Source organism: Paractinoplanes abujensis (genome assembly GCF_014204895.1).
GTDB classification, from domain to species: Bacteria; Actinomycetota; Actinomycetes; order Mycobacteriales; family Micromonosporaceae; genus Actinoplanes; species Actinoplanes abujensis.
Map to the genome: position 1 here is coordinate 5,762,641 of NZ_JACHMF010000001.1, position 15,124 is coordinate 5,777,764.

13 protein-coding genes are annotated in these 15,124 nt (G+C 70.7%); 3 read left to right on the forward strand and 10 right to left on the reverse strand.

Going from position 1 to position 15,124, the window contains the following annotated elements; translation table 11 throughout:
* The 10 genes from BKA14_RS26255 to BKA14_RS26300 form a co-directional block, all read right to left on the reverse strand.
* A complete protein-coding gene (locus BKA14_RS26255) occupies positions 1-1,809 on the reverse strand; it encodes an LpqB family beta-propeller domain-containing protein (protein ID WP_184953512.1) in 1,809 nt (602 codons plus the stop codon).
* Positions 1,809-3,509, reverse strand: coding sequence for an MtrAB system histidine kinase MtrB (gene mtrB, locus BKA14_RS26260; protein WP_184953513.1), 1,701 nt, complete (start codon positions 3,507-3,509; stop codon positions 1,809-1,811). Before mtrB ends, BKA14_RS26255 begins: the two co-directional genes overlap by 1 nt.
* A 28-nt stretch (positions 3,510-3,537) precedes the next feature.
* A complete protein-coding gene (gene mtrA, locus BKA14_RS26265) occupies positions 3,538-4,227 on the reverse strand; it encodes an MtrAB system response regulator MtrA (protein WP_089293161.1) in 690 nt (229 codons plus the stop codon).
* Positions 4,228-4,336: 109 nt separating this feature from the next.
* Positions 4,337-4,540: a DUF397 domain-containing protein gene (locus tag BKA14_RS26270; protein WP_184953514.1), complete on the reverse strand. Its 204-nt coding sequence runs from the start codon at positions 4,538-4,540 to the stop codon at positions 4,337-4,339.
* 42 nt (positions 4,541-4,582) lie between these two features.
* Positions 4,583-5,443, reverse strand: coding sequence for a helix-turn-helix domain-containing protein (locus tag BKA14_RS26275; RefSeq protein ID WP_184953515.1), 861 nt, complete (start codon positions 5,441-5,443; stop codon positions 4,583-4,585).
* A gap of 1,152 nt (positions 5,444-6,595) precedes the next feature.
* Entirely contained in the window at positions 6,596-7,750 is a 1,155-nt protein-coding gene (manA, locus tag BKA14_RS26280; protein ID WP_184953516.1) for a mannose-6-phosphate isomerase, class I, read from the reverse strand.
* Between the two features lie 40 nt (positions 7,751-7,790).
* Positions 7,791-8,726 (reverse strand): cation diffusion facilitator family transporter, encoded by a 936-nt coding sequence (locus BKA14_RS26285; protein ID WP_184953517.1) that lies wholly within the window; start codon positions 8,724-8,726, stop codon positions 7,791-7,793.
* 36 nt (positions 8,727-8,762) lie between these two features.
* A complete protein-coding gene (locus tag BKA14_RS26290; protein WP_184953518.1) occupies positions 8,763-9,989 on the reverse strand; it encodes an SIS domain-containing protein in 1,227 nt (408 codons plus the stop codon).
* Positions 9,989-10,168 (reverse strand): Trm112 family protein, encoded by a 180-nt coding sequence (locus BKA14_RS26295; protein ID WP_184953519.1) that lies wholly within the window; start codon positions 10,166-10,168, stop codon positions 9,989-9,991. The genes BKA14_RS26290 and BKA14_RS26295 overlap by 1 nt, the downstream gene beginning before the upstream one ends.
* 42 nt (positions 10,169-10,210) lie before the next feature.
* On the reverse strand, positions 10,211-11,590 hold the full coding sequence (locus BKA14_RS26300; protein WP_184953520.1) for a phosphomannomutase/phosphoglucomutase: 1,380 nt from the start codon (positions 11,588-11,590) through the stop codon (positions 10,211-10,213).
* A 181-nt stretch (positions 11,591-11,771) separates the two neighbouring features.
* On the opposite strand from BKA14_RS26300, the gene BKA14_RS26305 reads away from it, so the two are divergent.
* Genes BKA14_RS26305 through BKA14_RS26315 form a run of 3 tightly spaced genes read left to right on the forward strand, consistent with a single transcriptional unit; the run spans position 11,772 to position 14,994 of the window.
* Positions 11,772-13,058 carry a GAF domain-containing protein gene (locus BKA14_RS26305; protein ID WP_184953521.1) on the forward strand — a complete coding sequence of 429 codons (1,287 nt, stop codon included), beginning with the start codon at positions 11,772-11,774 and terminating at the stop codon, positions 13,056-13,058.
* A 33-nt stretch (positions 13,059-13,091) separates the two neighbouring features.
* Positions 13,092-14,615, forward strand: coding sequence for an aldehyde dehydrogenase (adh, locus tag BKA14_RS26310; RefSeq protein ID WP_184953522.1), 1,524 nt, complete (start codon positions 13,092-13,094; stop codon positions 14,613-14,615).
* 4 nt (positions 14,616-14,619) lie between these two features.
* Positions 14,620-14,994: a DUF779 domain-containing protein gene (locus tag BKA14_RS26315; RefSeq protein ID WP_184953523.1), complete on the forward strand. Its 375-nt coding sequence runs from the start codon at positions 14,620-14,622 to the stop codon at positions 14,992-14,994.
* Positions 14,995-15,124: the final 130 nt, after the last annotated feature.

Here is a 15,124-nt window from a genome sequence, read left to right on the forward strand (position 1 = left end):
TCAATCCAGGAAGAAGGGGGCGGCGGGATTGACCCCGGGCTGCGGGGTCACGTCGACCAGCTGGTCGGCCTGCACCTTGACCGGCTCGCTGAGCACGTCCCAGGCGTCGCGGCCGGCCACGTACCACTCCGAGGCCAGCCGCTCCGGGTTCGTCGGGGTGGACGGATACGCCGTCAGATAGGTGACCCGCTCGGCCCCGATGTCGTTGAGGCGGGTCGTGGCCAGAGTGCCGTCGACGGTCACGTCGAGCACCGCGTACCGGTTGTTGGTGCGCATACCCGCCACGGCCAGCGACGACTCACTGTTCCAGGCGACCGCGGTCACCGTGGCGAGGTCGGGCGGCCACACCCGTTCCGGGTCGCTCAAGGTGATGTCGTCGCCGCTGGTGTTGAGCACGGCGCGATACAGCCGGCCCCCGCTGACCAGCACGACCCGATGCCCGTCGGGAGCCACCGAAAGACCGGTCACGGTGCCGGGCGGGTTCTGCCAGCCGACTCGCCGCGCGGCAGCCCCGGTCGCGTCGAAGCTGTAGATCTGGCCGTCCATCGTGATCAGGCCGATCGCCGCGGCGGGGTCGTCGCCGTCGGGGGTCTGCGCCCACACCGGCACGCCGAGATCGCCCTTGAGCGCGCCGCCCACCTGCTGCAGGTCGGCCTGCTCGCCCAGCGGCGCCTGGGCCACCCGCAGCCGGCGGGCGTCACCCGTGCCGGTCACCACGGCCGCGTAGGCCCGGGTCGAGGACGAGCTCAGGGCGGCCGTGGTGATGTTCTTGTTGGCGGCCGGCTTGATCACGGGCACCGGGTCGGTCTCGTGCGGCGACTCCTTGAGCCGGTGGATGGTCCCGTTGTAGAGGGCGAACCGTTCGGGCACGTCGGCCAGCCGGTACGCCGCGTTGCTGTCGAGATAGACGCCGTTCTCGGTGCGGACCGGGTCGTCGTGACCGATCTTGATCTCGACGGCGCTGGTCACCAGCGGGCGCATCGACCACTGCAACTGCCGCCGCAACCGATCGAGCGCGCCGGGGTCGCTGCCCTGCGGCAAGGCCTGGGCGTTGAGGCTGATCTGCAGGGTGTCGTTGCTGATCGCGGGCACGTTGGCGGCCGCCTGACTGCCCTGGGGCAGCGGGTTGACCGCGTCGTCCAGCCAGGGCGCGGGCGCGCCGGTGAGCCAGCTCAGCACCGTCGTCGGCTGCTGCACACTGGGCACGCTGAGCGGCATGTAACGCACGTCGGGGACCAGGCCGGTGTTGGCCGTGTTCCACCAGTAGATCGTGCGCTGCGAGTAATACGCCTGCAGGGTCTGATCGGTCATCATGAGCATCTGCGGGGCGTCCAGGATGAACTGCCCGGATCGGCCGGCCACCTGACCCACCCGCAACTCGTACGCCTTGGGGTCGCTCGGAGCGGCCGGCTCGAGCACGCCGTTGGCCTTGAGCGTGCCGACCACCTGGATCTTGATCGTCACCCCGGCCTCGCCCGGGCTGTGCAGCGAAGCCTCGGTCTCGCGAACCACCTTGATGTCGCCGCCGTCCGGGAACCGCGCCGCCTTGTCGGGCGCGAGGAACGCCCTGGCCCTGTCCGCCGCCGTCTCGGGGTCGCCCGCGGCGGCCTGCAGATAGTTGGCGACCAGGGCCTTCGGTTCGTCGTTGTCCTCGCGGCGAGGCTGCACCGGCGGATCCTCGACGCCGGGCACGGAGACGCCGATCGAGGGGCCGTCGTCGACGATCGTCACGTCGCTCTCGTCGGGGATGCCGCAGCCGCCGGCCACCAACGTGGCCAGCACGACCGCCGTGCACAGCAGGCGCCTCATCAGACCACCTCGGCCTTGGGCTCGGCGCTTTCCGCGGACTCGGGCACCGGCGCCTCCGCCGGCGCCGGGGTGCGGTCGCGCGGGATCAGCGGAAGCGGCGCCGCCAGCAGCCGGTCCCCCGACCGTACGGGCAGGGTGAGCCGGAACTGGGCCCCCTCCCCCGGCGCACCCCAGGCCTCGAGCCAGCCGCCGTGCAGCCGCGCGTCCTCCGCGCTGATCGACAGGCCCAGGCCGGTGCCGCCGGTCTGCCGGGCCCGGGACGGGTCGGCCCGCCAGAACCGGTTGAAGACCAGCCGCTCCTCGCCCGGCTTGAGACCGATGCCGTGGTCGCGCACGGTGATCGCCACCGCCGCGTCGTCACTGGCCAGCGTGACCTGCACCGGCTTGGCCTCGCCGTGCTCGACCGCGTTGCCGACCAGGTTGCGCAGCACCCGCTCGACCCGGCGCGGATCGACCTCGGCGATCACCGGCTCGTCGGGCAGACGCAACTCGATCGCGACGCCGACCCGCTCGGCCAGACCGGCCAGCCGCTCGGCCACGCGCTCGACGATCGGCACCAGGTCGGTGTGCTCGGCGTCGAGCGCGGCGAAACCGGCGTCGAAACGGCTGATCTCCAGCAGGTCGGTCAGCAGGCTCTCGAACCGGTCCAGCTCGGCCTGCAGCAACTCGGCGCTGCGGGCCACGGCCGGGTCGAACTCGTCGCGCTCGGCGAAGATCAGGTCGGCCGCCATGCGTACGGTGGTCAAGGGGGTGCGCAGCTCGTGGGAGACGTCGGAGGTGAACCGGCGTTGCAGGCGCGACAGCTCCTCCAGTCGCACGATCTGGCGCTGCAGGTTGGCCGCCATCTGGTTGAACGAGGCGGCCAGCAGGGCCAGGTCGTCCTCGCCGTCGACCTTCATGCGCTGGTCGAGCAAACCCGCGGACAGGCGCTGGGCCGTGCGGGCAGCCACCCGTACGGGTGTGACGACCAGCCTCGTGACCAGGCCCGCGATCACCCCGAGCATGATCACCAGCGCGATGCCGGTGGCCAGCACCATCGTGCGGATCTGGTTGGCCGCGCTGTCCTCGGTCGTCAGCGGCACCATGTAATAGAGCTCGACGTGACCGAAACTGGTCGGCACGGGAGAGCCGGTGGCCAGATATTTCGTGGTGGAGTCGTTGACCCGCGCGGTGACGATCTGCCGCGCGACCTTCTCCTCGTCGGCCACCTGATGGATCAGATCGCCGGTGATCAGCTCGTCGGTGGCCACGTTGCGTGAGGTCACCGAGGGCAGCTCGGGGTGATCCTCGGCCCGGATCGAAACCAGCGAGCCACCGGACTCGGAGGGGTCACCGTCGGCGAGCTGGCTGACGATGTCGTTGAACGTCTTGGGCAGCCGGGGATCGCGCGCCTGCGGATGCACGGTGAGCTGCTGCTCCGCATAGGCCACCTTGTTGCGCATCGAGATCTGCACCTCGTCTTGCGCACGGCTCAGCAGGATCTTGGCGCTGCGGTCGGCGATGAACCAGCCGAACGCGCCGACCAGCAGGCTGGACGCGACGAGAGTCAGCGCGACGACGCGCAGCTGCAACGAGCGACGCCAGGCCCGGCGGGCCGGTGCCGACCACACCTGGAGCCGGCGCGCGAGGACACGCCAATAGCGCCGCACGACCCGGAGGACGCGGCGCAGAGGGAGGGGAAGCCAAGCCGGAGCGCGCATTACGCGGCAAGGTTAGCCCCTCGACCTCCTAACCGGTGCCCGCCTTGTAGCCGACCCCCCGGACGGTCAGGATGATCTCGGGTCGCTCCGGATCCGGCTCGATCTTGGCCCGCAGCCGCTGGACGTGCACATTGACGAGCCGGGTGTCGGCCGCGTGGCGATAACCCCAGACCTGCTCGAGCAGCACCTCACGCGTGAAGACCTGGCGCGGCTTGCGGGCCAAGGCCACCAGCAGGTCGAACTCGAGCGGCGTGAGTTTGACCTCCTCGCCGTCGCGGGACACGGTGTGGGCCGGAACGTCGATGGTGATCTGGTTGCCGGGCGGCCCGATGGTCAGCATCTCGGGCGCGGCGTCCTCACCGCGGCGCAGCCGGGCGCGCATCCGCGCCACCAGCTCCTTGGGCTTGAACGGCTTGACCACGTAGTCGTCGGCGCCGGACTCGAGGCCGAGGACCACGTCGACGGTGTCGCTCTTGGCGGTCAGCATGACGATCGGGATGCCGGACTCGGCACGGATCGCCCGGGCCACGTCGATACCGCTCATCCCGGGCAGCATCAGGTCGAGCAGGACGATGTCGGGCCGGCTCTCCCGGAAGGCGGCCAGTGCGCGCTCACCGTCGGCGACGAACGAGGGCAGGAAGCCTTCACTCCGCAGGACGATGCCGAGCATCTCGGCCAGCGCTGGATCGTCATCGACGACGAGTACCCGGGCTCTCATGCGGTCCAATATTGCACTGTCCTCCCGAGCCCCATGTACCCCGGGGGCGATCTTGTGTAAAAAAGGCGGGCGGCCCCGTCAGGGACCACCCGCCGTCTTGCCGTACGGGTCAGGCGCCGGGCCGGTCGAACTCCCCAGCCCGCACCCCGGCGATGAAGCCGGCCCAGTCCGAGTCGCCGAAGGCGAGCATCGGGCCGGAGGCGTCCTTCGAGTCGCGCACCAGCACGGTCGACGGAACGTTGGCAACCTCGACGCAGTGGCCGGCGGCTCCGCTTCGAGTGCTCTTGCGCCAGGTGAGAATGGCGTCCTGCATCGTAAGTCCCCTTCCAAGGAAGAAATGCGCCTCCATTTCAGCTCACGAAGCGGTCAAGAGGCGGAGCGCTTCCTCCCTTAGAGCGATAGCCGTTCGGCTCTCTTCTGCCGGGAGCGCGCGTTCCCGCAGGTCAGACAGGGCATCTCGATAAACGTCGACATCGGTTGGCTTCACCCGGAAGTGACCGCCGGTCAAGCCCTCGATGTGCACGATCGGGGCCCTGGTGCCGGACTCGAACTCCAGCACCATGAACGGTTCGGTCAGGCCGGCGTGCGCGCCCGCGGTGAACGGCAGCACCAGAAGCTCGACGCCGGGCCGCTCGCTCGCCTCGACCAGCCGGGCCAGCTGGCGCCGCAACACCTCGGGGCCGCCGACCTCACGGTGCAGCACGGCCTCGTCGAGAACGATCCGCAACATGGGCGGCGGCTCCCGGGTCAGCACGGCCTGCCGGGCCATCCGCAAAGCCAGCCGCCGCTGGATCGTCTCGGCCGCGCCGACGTCGGCCCCGACCTCGATCACGGCCCGCGCGTACTCATCGGTCTGCAGCAAACCGGGGACGACCTGGGTCTCCCACTCACTGATGAGCACGGCTTCGGCCTCGAGGGCGACATATTCGTCGTACGGATCCGGCACCGACGACCGATACGGCGTCCACCAGGCACGCGCCCGGCCCCGGCGAGCCAGGTCGCGCAGCCGCTCGCGGTCCTCCACCCGTACGCCATAAGCAGTCAGAAGACGGTCGAGATCGGGCTCGCTGATGCCGGTGTGCGCCGTCTCGATCCGGCTCAGTTTGCTCTCCGACCAGCCCAGCGAGATGGCCACGTCGGCCGCCCGGCGCTCACCACGCAGACGCCTCAACTCGTTGCCGAGTTCGCGCCGTGCCGTCGAGGTCGCCCTTGCCACGCGAACACCATAACGTCAAAACGGTCGCAGCCTGCAACTTGCAACGCACGCTGTGCACTTGCACGCAGGTCAAACGGCATGAAGTAATGGAACGGACGACGGGTGCCTGGTGGCGGCAAACACCACGCGGCCCGGAGAGGGAGGCCCTGTCCGGCGGGCGGGCGGGGCCTCTTCCTTGCCTCTGCACGCCGGTGCCCTCAGGATCTCAGGATCTCAGCGTCTCCGCGCCGCCGCGCCTCTGCACCCCAGCATCTCCACGCCTCCGCGCCGTCTGCACCCCAGCGCCGCCGCGCCTCTGTGCCCTTACGGCCCGCGCCCCTGCACCCCTGCGCCCCCGCGTCCCGCGCCTCTGCGCCCCCGCGTCCCGCGCCTCTGCGCCCCCGCGTCCCGCGGCTCTGCGCTTACATAGCGAACGGGACGACAGGCCTGAGCCTGCCGCCCCGTTCATCCCCCCGGTTTGGTACCGCGCGCGTCCGTGGGACCCCCCGATCACCAATGACGCTGCGTGGTTATAGATTCACACTCCGCACAGACCGGTGTCAAGCAAATCCGGAAATTTCCTATTTTGCGAATGTGCCGAAGGCACGGTGAGTGGCCGACGGCTCCTGTGGATAACTCACGATGGCCTGTGGACAACTGGAACGATCATCCCTGGGGTTGTGGAAAGCTCGAGGCCTGGATTTGACGTCCCGGCCTTAGGGTGGGGGTCCCCCGGTCGGGTGGGCCCTGTGTGGAACTGTTACGGCCGTTGTTTCAGCAGACGTGGCAACGGACGAATCGGGCCGGAGCAGCGCGGGCCTACCGGGTGAGCCCTGACGTGGCCGAACCAGACGCTTCCCGGTGGCGCGCGTCCGGCTCGGTGAGGGCGTGGCGTGGCGGTGCGAGTTGGTCAGGCGTAGAACAGGGCGGCCGAGCGCAGTTCGGCTGGTCAGGCTATGCATCAGGGCCGACCGGGCACGGCGGAACCGGTCGGCCGGGCGTATCAGGGCCAGCTGGGCGCGGCCGCGCTGGTCAGGCGGCGCGCGGACGGGTCGACCCGAGCGCGAGCCGGTCAGGCGGAACGCAGACTGGTCAGGCCGAGCGCGGACCAGTCAGGCGGAACGCAGACTGGTCAGGCCGAGCGCGGACCGGTCAGCTGGACCCACGGACCGGTCAGGCGGGGACTGCGGCCACGAAGAGCTGCCCCTGCCCGGCGACCTTGATCCGACCCGCGTCCGCAGGGGCGTAGGCGGCCGTGCCGGCGGTCAGTGCGACCGGCGTGCCGTCCACGGCCTCGCCCACGTACGTGTCGCCGCTGACGCCCAGGACGATGCGGGGTCCACCGGCGGGCACCTCGGCAGGGGCGCGGGTGCCGTCCAGCTCGATGCGGAACAGCTCGAAGTCGGGTACGGGCACCTTCCACGTCGTGACGCCGGGGGCCACCTCGGTGCTGGGCAGGATGGGGTCTTCCAGCACCTCGAAGCGCAGCACGTTGAGCAGTTCGCCGACGTCGACGCGTTTGGGGGTCAGGCCGCCGCGCAGGACGTTGTCGCTGGCTGCCATCAGCTCGACGCCCAGGCCTTTGAGGTAGGCGTGCATGTTGCCGGCGGGCATCCAGATCGCCTCGCCGGGGGCCAGCCGCACGTGGTTGAGCAGCAGCGCGACCAGCACGCCGGGGTCGCCCGGATAGTGGCCGGCCAGGTGGGTCGCCAGCTCCGAGCGGCCCGACTCGGCAACAGCGGCGATCAGCTCCCCGCGGTTGTCCTCGGGCCAGGTCAGCAGGGTCTGCACGGCCGTACGGAGGTCTCCCCCGCGCAGCGCCTCGACGACCGGGGCCAGCGACTCGAGCCCGAACGACGCGATCTCGTCGGCCGCGTCCGCGGGTGGGCGGAAGCCGCACAGCGCCTCGAAGGGTGTGAGCGCGACCAGCATCTCGGGCTTGTGATGCGGGTCGGTGTAGTTGCGGGGCAGGCCCGGGTCGGCTTCCTGCCGGGCGTAGGCCAGTTTCGCGTATTCGGGGTCGGGGTGGGCCTGCAACGACAGCGGGGTCTCGGCGGCCAGCACCTTGAGCAGGTACGGCAGTCGAGGGCCGAACGATTCCAGGACGGGGCCGCCGAGCTGGCCTTTGGGGTCGTCGGCGATGAGTGCCTCCAGGCTGACCGGGCCGTCGGGGCCGGCCACGGTGGCCGGGTCGCCCGGGTGGGCGCCCAGCCACAGTTCGGCTTCGGGCTGCTCGGTGGGCCCGGAACGGCCTTGGAGTTCGGCGATGAGGGTGCGGGAACCCCAGGCGTACGGCCGGACGACCCCGGTCAGCGCATAGACACTCATGACGGTATTTTAGCCTTTTGTCCGTTTAGCGAGGAGAGATTCAAGCCGGAGCCGGGGCCGAGGCGGGCCGGTAGATGTCGGGCTCGATGTAGATGACGCGGGCGATCGGAACCGCGTCGCGGATGCGCTTCTCGGTCTCGTCGATGTGCCGGGCCACCTCGTCGGCCCGTTCCGAGCTGGGCACCGCGATCTTCACCGCGACCAGCAGTTCCTCGGGGCCGAGGTGCAGCGTCTTCATGTGGATGATCCGCTCGATGCCCGCGCCGGCCAGGACTGCCTTTTCGATCTCGCGCACCGTCTCGGGGTTGGCCCCCTCGCCGATCAGCAGGCTCTTGGTCTCGATGGCCAGCACGGCCGCGATCGCCACCAGCAGCAGGCCGATCGCCGCGGTGCCGATGCCGTCCCAGATGCCGTTGCCGGTGATCAGGGTGAGCACCACGCCGAAGAAGGCGAAGACCAGGCCGAGCAGGGCGCCCGAGTCCTCCAGCAGCACCACCGGCAGCTCGGGCGCCTTGGCCCGCCGCACGAAGTCGACCCAGGAGGTCTTGCCGCGGGTGCGGTTCGACTCCCGGATGGCGGTGACGAACGAGTACGTCTCGAGGCCGATCGCGACCACCAGCACCAGCACCGGCACCCACTGCCAGCTCTCGATCGGGTGCGGGTCCTGGATCTTGTGCCACGCCTCGTACAGCGCGAACAGGCCGCCCAGGCTGAACAGCACGATCGACACGATGAACGCGTAGAGGTAGCGCTCCCGGCCGAACCCGAAGGGATGCTCGGGCGTGGCCCGCCGCTTGGCCCGTTTGCCGCCGACCAGCAGAAGCAGCTGGTTGCCGGAGTCGGCCACCGAGTGGATCGACTCCGCCAGCATCGACGACGAGCTGGTCAGCAGCCAGGCGATGAACTTGGTGACCGCGATGCCGAGGTTCGCGGTCAGGGCCGCGATGATCGCCCGGGTGCCGCCTTCAGCACTCATTTATCCACTCCGCAGTGAGGTGTCCGACAGGATCGGTCACTGCATTCCCTCGGGAAGCGGGTTGGAAAGCTCTTTCATCTCACTGATCGCGGGCACGGCCATCGGATCGAGCCCGTGGGCGAGCGCGAGGTAGAGCGAGGCGAAATCGGGTACGGCGGTGAGCGACGCGAGCCGTTCGAGCGCGGAGCCGCCCTCGGCCGTGAGCACGTCGCAGCGCACGCCGCGCCGCTCGGCCAGGGTCTGCACGGCGTCGGCCCGGCGTTCCTCCACGGCGATCGGCTCGTCCGCGTCGTCCTCCGGGTTGAGGCCGCCGTCGCGGAACAGCACCAGCCGCAGCCGGGTGGCGCCGGTCTCCTCGGCGCCGGGGTCGGCGAAGATGTCGCGCGACGACTCGGCGAGCCCGCCGAAGACGCCGTCGAGCAGGCCCACGCGGCCGCGACCGGCCTCGCCCAGGGCACCCGCCATCACGGGGTAGCGCGCGTTGGCGGCCAGGGTGTCGGCGAAGCGCCGGGCGGCCACCGTGGCCAGCGGCGACGAGCCCCAGACGATCGGGATCGAGCCGGCCAGGTCGAGCGCGAGCGCCTTGGCCGGGTTGACGAACGCGTCGGCGCCGGGCCGGCAGCGCTCGGCGTCGGCGTCGAGCCGGGTCGCGGTCTCGGCCAGGTCGGCCTCGTTGACCTTGACCAGGCCGATCGCGCGCGCCGCGAGCAGCACCGGCACGGCCAGGCCCCACAGGCTGGCCCGGGCTGGCGCACGCCGGGGCACCGCGAAGAACGGCGCCCGGGCCCGCGCGGCCATGGCTTCGAGCTCGGAGTCGGGGTTGCCCACCGCGACCAGCCGGGCGCCGCGCCGGGCGGCTGCCTCGGCCGCGGCCAGCGCCTCGGGGCTGCGGCCGGAGGCGGAGACGGCGATGACCACGTCGGCCGCGCCGACCCAGCCGGGCAGGCCGGGGCTGCGGTGCCCGATGATCGGCACCGGGCAGCGCGGGCCGGCCACGGTCGACAGGATGCTGCCGGTCAGGCCGGCCGTGCCGATGCCGGCGACGACGACCGCGCGGGGGCGGCCCTCGTCGGCCAGCATGCTCAGGTCGGTCTCGGCGGCCAGCGCGGCCGCCTCGCGCACCTGGGCGCCCGCCGACGCCGTGGCGCGCAGCATCCCGCCGGGGTCGTTGGCGAGCATCGACTTCTCGTCGTCGAGCAGGGACTCGTCGGCGTGCCGGTGACCGTGCACGCCGGCCGCGCCGCCCTCGAGAGGCCCCGCCATCAGGCCGCGTCCCCGGGACGCGCCTCGTCGAGCAGCAGCACCGGGATGTCGTCGCGGATCTCGAAGACCCGGCCGCACTCGGTGCAGGTCAGGGTCTGCGCGTCGGCGTCGTGGGTGAGCGGCGCGTGATGCGTGTCCGGGCAGGCCAGGATGTCCAACAGCTGCGGATCTAGGGCCACCGAACGGCTCCTTACATAGCGGACGGGCGGAACCAGACGATCCTAACTGCGGACGATCGCCAGCACTTCGTCCCTCAGGGACGCCATCCGGTCCGGCTTCGCGGCCTCCACGTTCAGGCGCAGCAGCGGCTCGGTGTTCGAGGCCCGCAGGTTGAACCAGGCGCCGTCGGGCAGGCTCACGGTGAGACCGTCGAGCTCGTCGAACGTCGCCCCGGCGAACGCGGCCCGCACCTCGGCCACCTTGGCCGCGGCGTCGGCGACAGTGGAGTTGATCTCTCCGGAGGCGCTGTAGCGCTCGTACTCCGCGGCGAACTCGGACAGCGGGCGCTCCTGGCCGCCCAGCGCGGCCAGAACGTGCATCGCGGCCAGCATGCCGGTGTCGGCGAACCAGAAGTCGCGGAAGTAGTAGTGCGCCGAGTGCTCGCCGCCGAAGACCGCGTTCGTCCGGGCCATCTCGGCCTTGATGAACGAGTGGCCGACCCGGCTGCGCACGGGCGTGCCGCCGGCCTCCTTGATGATCTCGGGCACGGCGGCCGAGGTGATCAGATTGTGGATGACCGTGCTGCCCGGGAACTTGGCCAGCTCGCGCCGGGCCACCAGCGCCGTGACGGCCGAGGGCGAGACCGGGTCGCCGTTCTCGTCGATGATGAAGCAGCGGTCGGCGTCGCCGTCGAACGCGACGCCGATGTCGGCGCCCTGCTCGCGGATCGCATTCTGCAGGTCGACCAGGTTGGCCGGGTCGAGCGGGTTGGCCTCGTGGTTGGGGAACGAGCCGTCGAGCTCGAAGTAGAGCGGAACGATCTCCAGCGGCAGCGCGGGCAGCACCTGGTCGCCCAGCACGGCGGGCACGGTGTAGCCGCCCATGCCGTTGCCGGCGTCGACGATCACCTTGAGCGGCCGGATCGCGGTCAGGTCGACCAGCGAGCGCAGGTGCTGCGCGTAGTCGGCCAGCAGGTCGCGCGTCTCGACCCGGGCGGGCCCGTCGGCCTCGGCGTTCAGGTCGTCGAGCAGGGCCTCGGCGCGCTGCCGCACGACCGCGAGCCCGCTGTCCTGGCCGACCGGCTTGGCGCCCGCGCGGCACAGCTTGATGCCGTTGTACTGCGCGGGGTTGTGGCTGGCGGTGAACATGGCGCCGGGCAGGCCGAGCGCGCCGGACGCGTAGTAGAGCCCGTCGGTCGAGGCCAGCCCGACGTTGAGGACGGCCGCGCCGGCCGCGTTGGCGCCGCGGGCAAAGGCGGCGGCCAGGCCGGGGCCGGACTCGCGCATGTCGTGGGCGATGACGATCTCGTCGGCGTTGTCGCCGGATTCGCGCAGCATCTCGATGAACGCCGTGCCCAGGGCCCGGGCGACCGACTCGTCGAACTGATCCGGGACGATGCCCCGGACGTCGTACGCCTTGACAAGCTTGGACAGGTCAGACACTGCGCCCCCTAGGCCCTACTCAGGATGTTCGGGCCGAGAGTAGCGGAGCCGCGAAGACGGCAAGGTGGCAACGAGGCGGCATCACTGTTACGTGATCCGATCGCGATAAATACTCACGCCCGAACAGCGCTTGTCGCCAGGCGTGATGCGGGTCACGATGGGTGGGTCTGGAGGTGTCTCCTTGGCCAACCCGTGGCTCGCCCTCGACGCCGGCGCCGATCCCGTCGAGCGGATACGGCAGGTCGGGCGCGCCCACGAGCGGTTCCTGGCGGGCGAAACGGCCTCCGGCCCCTCGATCCGGTCGGTGGTGGCCGACTCCTGGAAGCGCTCGGCCGTCGCGCTGTCCGGCCCCGACGCGACCGCCCCGATCGACCTCAGCGACACCGACCTGGAGTCCTACCGGGCGGCCCACCCGCTCGCGAGCGTGCTGCCGATCTTCCGCGACCTGCTCGGCGGCCTGGCCGAGGACGGGGAGCACCTGATGGCGGTCTGCGACGCGTACGGGCGGCTCCTGTGGGTCGAAGGAACGGCCAAGGTGCTGCGCGCGGGCGAGCGCATGAACTTCGTGCCCGGCGCGCTGTGGGACGAGGCGCACGCCGGCACGAACGCGCCCGGCACGGCCCTGGCCATCGACCACCCGTTGCAGATCTTCGCGACCGAGCATTTCAGCCGCCCGGTGCAGCGCTGGACGTGCGCGGCGGCCCCGATCCACGACCCGGCGACCGGGCGGCTGCTCGGGGCGATCGACGTGACGGGCGGCGATCATCTCGCCAACCCCCACAGCCTTGCCCTCGTACGGGCCACCGCGCTCGCCGCCGAGGCCTACTTGCGCGGGCATCTGGGGCCGGCCGCGACCGCGGGATCGGTCACCACGCTGGGCCGCAACGAGGCCGTGCTGACCGTCGAGGGCCGCCGGTGGCGTCTCGGCCGCCGCCACTCCGAGCTGCTCGTGCTGCTGCTGGCCCACCCCGAGGGCAGCACCGGCGACGAGCTGGGGGTCGGGCTCTACGGCGACGACGCGAGCCCGGTGACCGTGCGCGCCGAGCTGTCCCGGCTGCGCCGCACGCTGGGCCCGGAGCTGATCGAGGCGCGGCCCTACCGGCTGCGGGCCGAGGTCGAGCCGGATTTCCGTACGGTCGTGCGGTTGCTCGAGCACGGCCGCGTGGCGGCGGCCCTGGAGGCGTACGGGGGACCGCTTCTGCCCTTCTCCGACGCCCCGGGCGTGGTCAAGCTGCGCCGGCTCGTCGACGACCGGCTGCGCGCCGCACTGCTGGCCGCCCGCGATCGCGACCTGCTGCAGACGTGGCTGCACTCCCCTTGGGGCACCGACGACCTGCAGGTCTGGGAGGCGTACGCCCAGCTGCTGCCCTCGGACGCGCCGAGCCGCCCTCTGGCCCGGGCCCGGGTCGCCGAGCTTCGCCGGGAGTACGGGCTCCTTGCAACGTCTGTGCAACGTCCGCGTAACTAACGTCGGCCGTACCCCATTGGTACGGAGGCAGGCATGACCGTATATTCCGCGCCCGGCACCGACGGCGCGATCGTCAACTACGAATCCCGCTACGACCACTTCATCGGTGGCGAGTACGTGCCTCCGGCGAAGGGTCAGTACTTCGCCAACCCCAGCCCCGTCACCGGCGAGGACTTCTGCGAGGTGGCCCGGGGCACCGCCGAGGACGTCGAGAAGGCGCTGGACGCCGCGCACGGCGCCGCCGACGCGTGGGGCCGCACCTCCACCGCCGAGCGGGCCAACATCCTCAACAAGATCGCCGACCGGATGGAGGCGAACCTCGAAAAGCTCGCGGTCGCCGAGGCCTGGGAGAACGGCAAGCCCGTGCGGGAGACCCTCGCGGCCGACATCCCGCTGGCGATCGACCACTTCCGCTACTTCGCGGGCGCCATCCGGGCTCAGGAGGGCACCGCGGGCGAGATCGACGACGACACGATCGCCTACCACTTCCACGAGCCCCTGGGTGTGGTCGCGCAGATCATCCCGTGGAACTTCCCCATCCTGATGGCCGTGTGGAAGCTGGCCCCGGCGCTGGCGGCCGGCAACGCGGTCGTGCTCAAGCCGGCCGAGCAGACCCCGGCCTCGATCCACTACCTGGTGTCGCTGATCGCCGACTTGATCCCGCCGGGCGTGCTCAACATCGTCAACGGGTTCGGGGTCGAGGCCGGCAAGCCGCTCGCGTCGTCCAACCGGGTGGCCAAGGTCGCCTTCACCGGTGAGACCACCACCGGCCGGCTGATCATGCAGTACGCCTCCGAGAACCTCATCCCGGTCACCCTCGAGCTGGGCGGCAAGAGCCCGAACATCTTCTTCGAGGATGTGAGCCGGCTCGACGACGACTTCTACGACAAGTCGCTCGAGGGCTTCTCGATGTTCGCGCTCAACCAGGGCGAGGTCTGTACCTGCCCGTCGCGCGCGCTGATCCAGCAGGGCATCTACAACGACTTCCTGGCCGCGGGCGTCAAGCGGGTGGAGAACCTCAAGCAGGGCAACCCGCTCGACACCGACACCCAGGTGGGCGCGCAGGCCTCCAACGACCAGCTCGAGAAGATCCTGTCGTACCTGGACATCGGCCGGCAGGAGGGCGCCAAGGTGCTCACCGGCGGCGCGCGGGCCGACCTGGGCGGCAACCTGTCCGGCGGCTACTACGTGCAGCCGACGATCTTCGAGGGCAACAACTCGATGCGGATCTTCCAGGAGGAGATCTTCGGGCCGGTCGTGTCGGTGACCTCGTTCGCCGACTACGCGGACGCTATCAAGATCGCCAACGACACGCTCTACGGTCTCGGCGCGGGCGTGTGGACCCGGGACATCAACACGGCCTACCGGGCCGGACGCGCGATCAAGGCCGGCCGCGTGTGGACCAACTCGTACCACCTCTACCCCGCGCACGCCGCGTTCGGTGGCTACAAGCAGTCCGGCATCGGCCGCGAGAACCACAAGATGATGCTCGACCACTACCAGCAGACCAAGAACCTGCTCGTGTCGTACAGCCCCAAGGCGATGGGCTTCTTCTAAGCCGATGGCCACCAGGGTTGATGTCACGCCCGCGGCTGCCGACCTGATGCGGCAGCTGCGGGGACAGCACGGTCCGCTGATGTTCCACCAGTCCGGCGGATGCTGCGACGGCAGCTCGCCGATGTGCTACCTGGAGGGCGAGTTCCGCACCGGCCAGTCCGATGTGCTGCTCGAGGCGCTGCAGATCGACGGGGTGCCCGAGCCGATCACGTTCTGGATGTCGGCCTCGCAGTTCGAGCTCTGGAAGCACACACACCTGACGGTGGACGTGGTCCGCGGACGCGGCTCCGGCTTCTCGCTGGAGGCACCCGAGGGCGTACGGTTCCTGATCCGCTCGCGCCTGCTCACCGAGCAGGAGCTCGCCGAATTGTCGGGATAGGACCCGATGAGGATCATTTGAAACCGGCCACAATCTGATCCGCGCGCCGCCGTCGTCCCGTATCAATAGGGACGGCGGCGGTTTGCTGTCGCCGGCACCACGTCCTGACGCCGACCCCCGAGGAAAGAGT

Bases quoted from the DNA above. Each gene is read 5' to 3' on its own strand.
- mtrA (WP_089293161.1), bottom strand. From the start codon at position 4,227: ATGAGAGCCCGGGTACTCGTCGTCGATGACGATCCAGCGCTGGCCGAG.
- BKA14_RS26285 (WP_184953517.1), bottom strand. From the start codon at position 8,726: ATGAGTGCTGAAGGCGGCACCCGGGCGATCATCGCGGCCCTGACCGCG.
- BKA14_RS26270 (WP_184953514.1), bottom strand. From the start codon at position 4,540: ATGCAGGACGCCATTCTCACCTGGCGCAAGAGCACTCGAAGCGGAGCC.
- BKA14_RS26255 (WP_184953512.1), bottom strand. From the start codon at position 1,809: ATGAGGCGCCTGCTGTGCACGGCGGTCGTGCTGGCCACGTTGGTGGCC.
- BKA14_RS26290 (WP_184953518.1), bottom strand. From the start codon at position 9,989: ATGGCGGGGCCTCTCGAGGGCGGCGCGGCCGGCGTGCACGGTCACCGG.
- adh (WP_184953522.1), top strand. From the start codon at position 13,092: ATGACCGTATATTCCGCGCCCGGCACCGACGGCGCGATCGTCAACTAC.
- BKA14_RS26315 (WP_184953523.1), top strand. From the start codon at position 14,620: ATGGCCACCAGGGTTGATGTCACGCCCGCGGCTGCCGACCTGATGCGG.
- mtrB (WP_184953513.1), bottom strand. From the start codon at position 3,509: ATGCGCGCTCCGGCTTGGCTTCCCCTCCCTCTGCGCCGCGTCCTCCGG.
- manA (WP_184953516.1), bottom strand. From the start codon at position 7,750: ATGAGTGTCTATGCGCTGACCGGGGTCGTCCGGCCGTACGCCTGGGGT.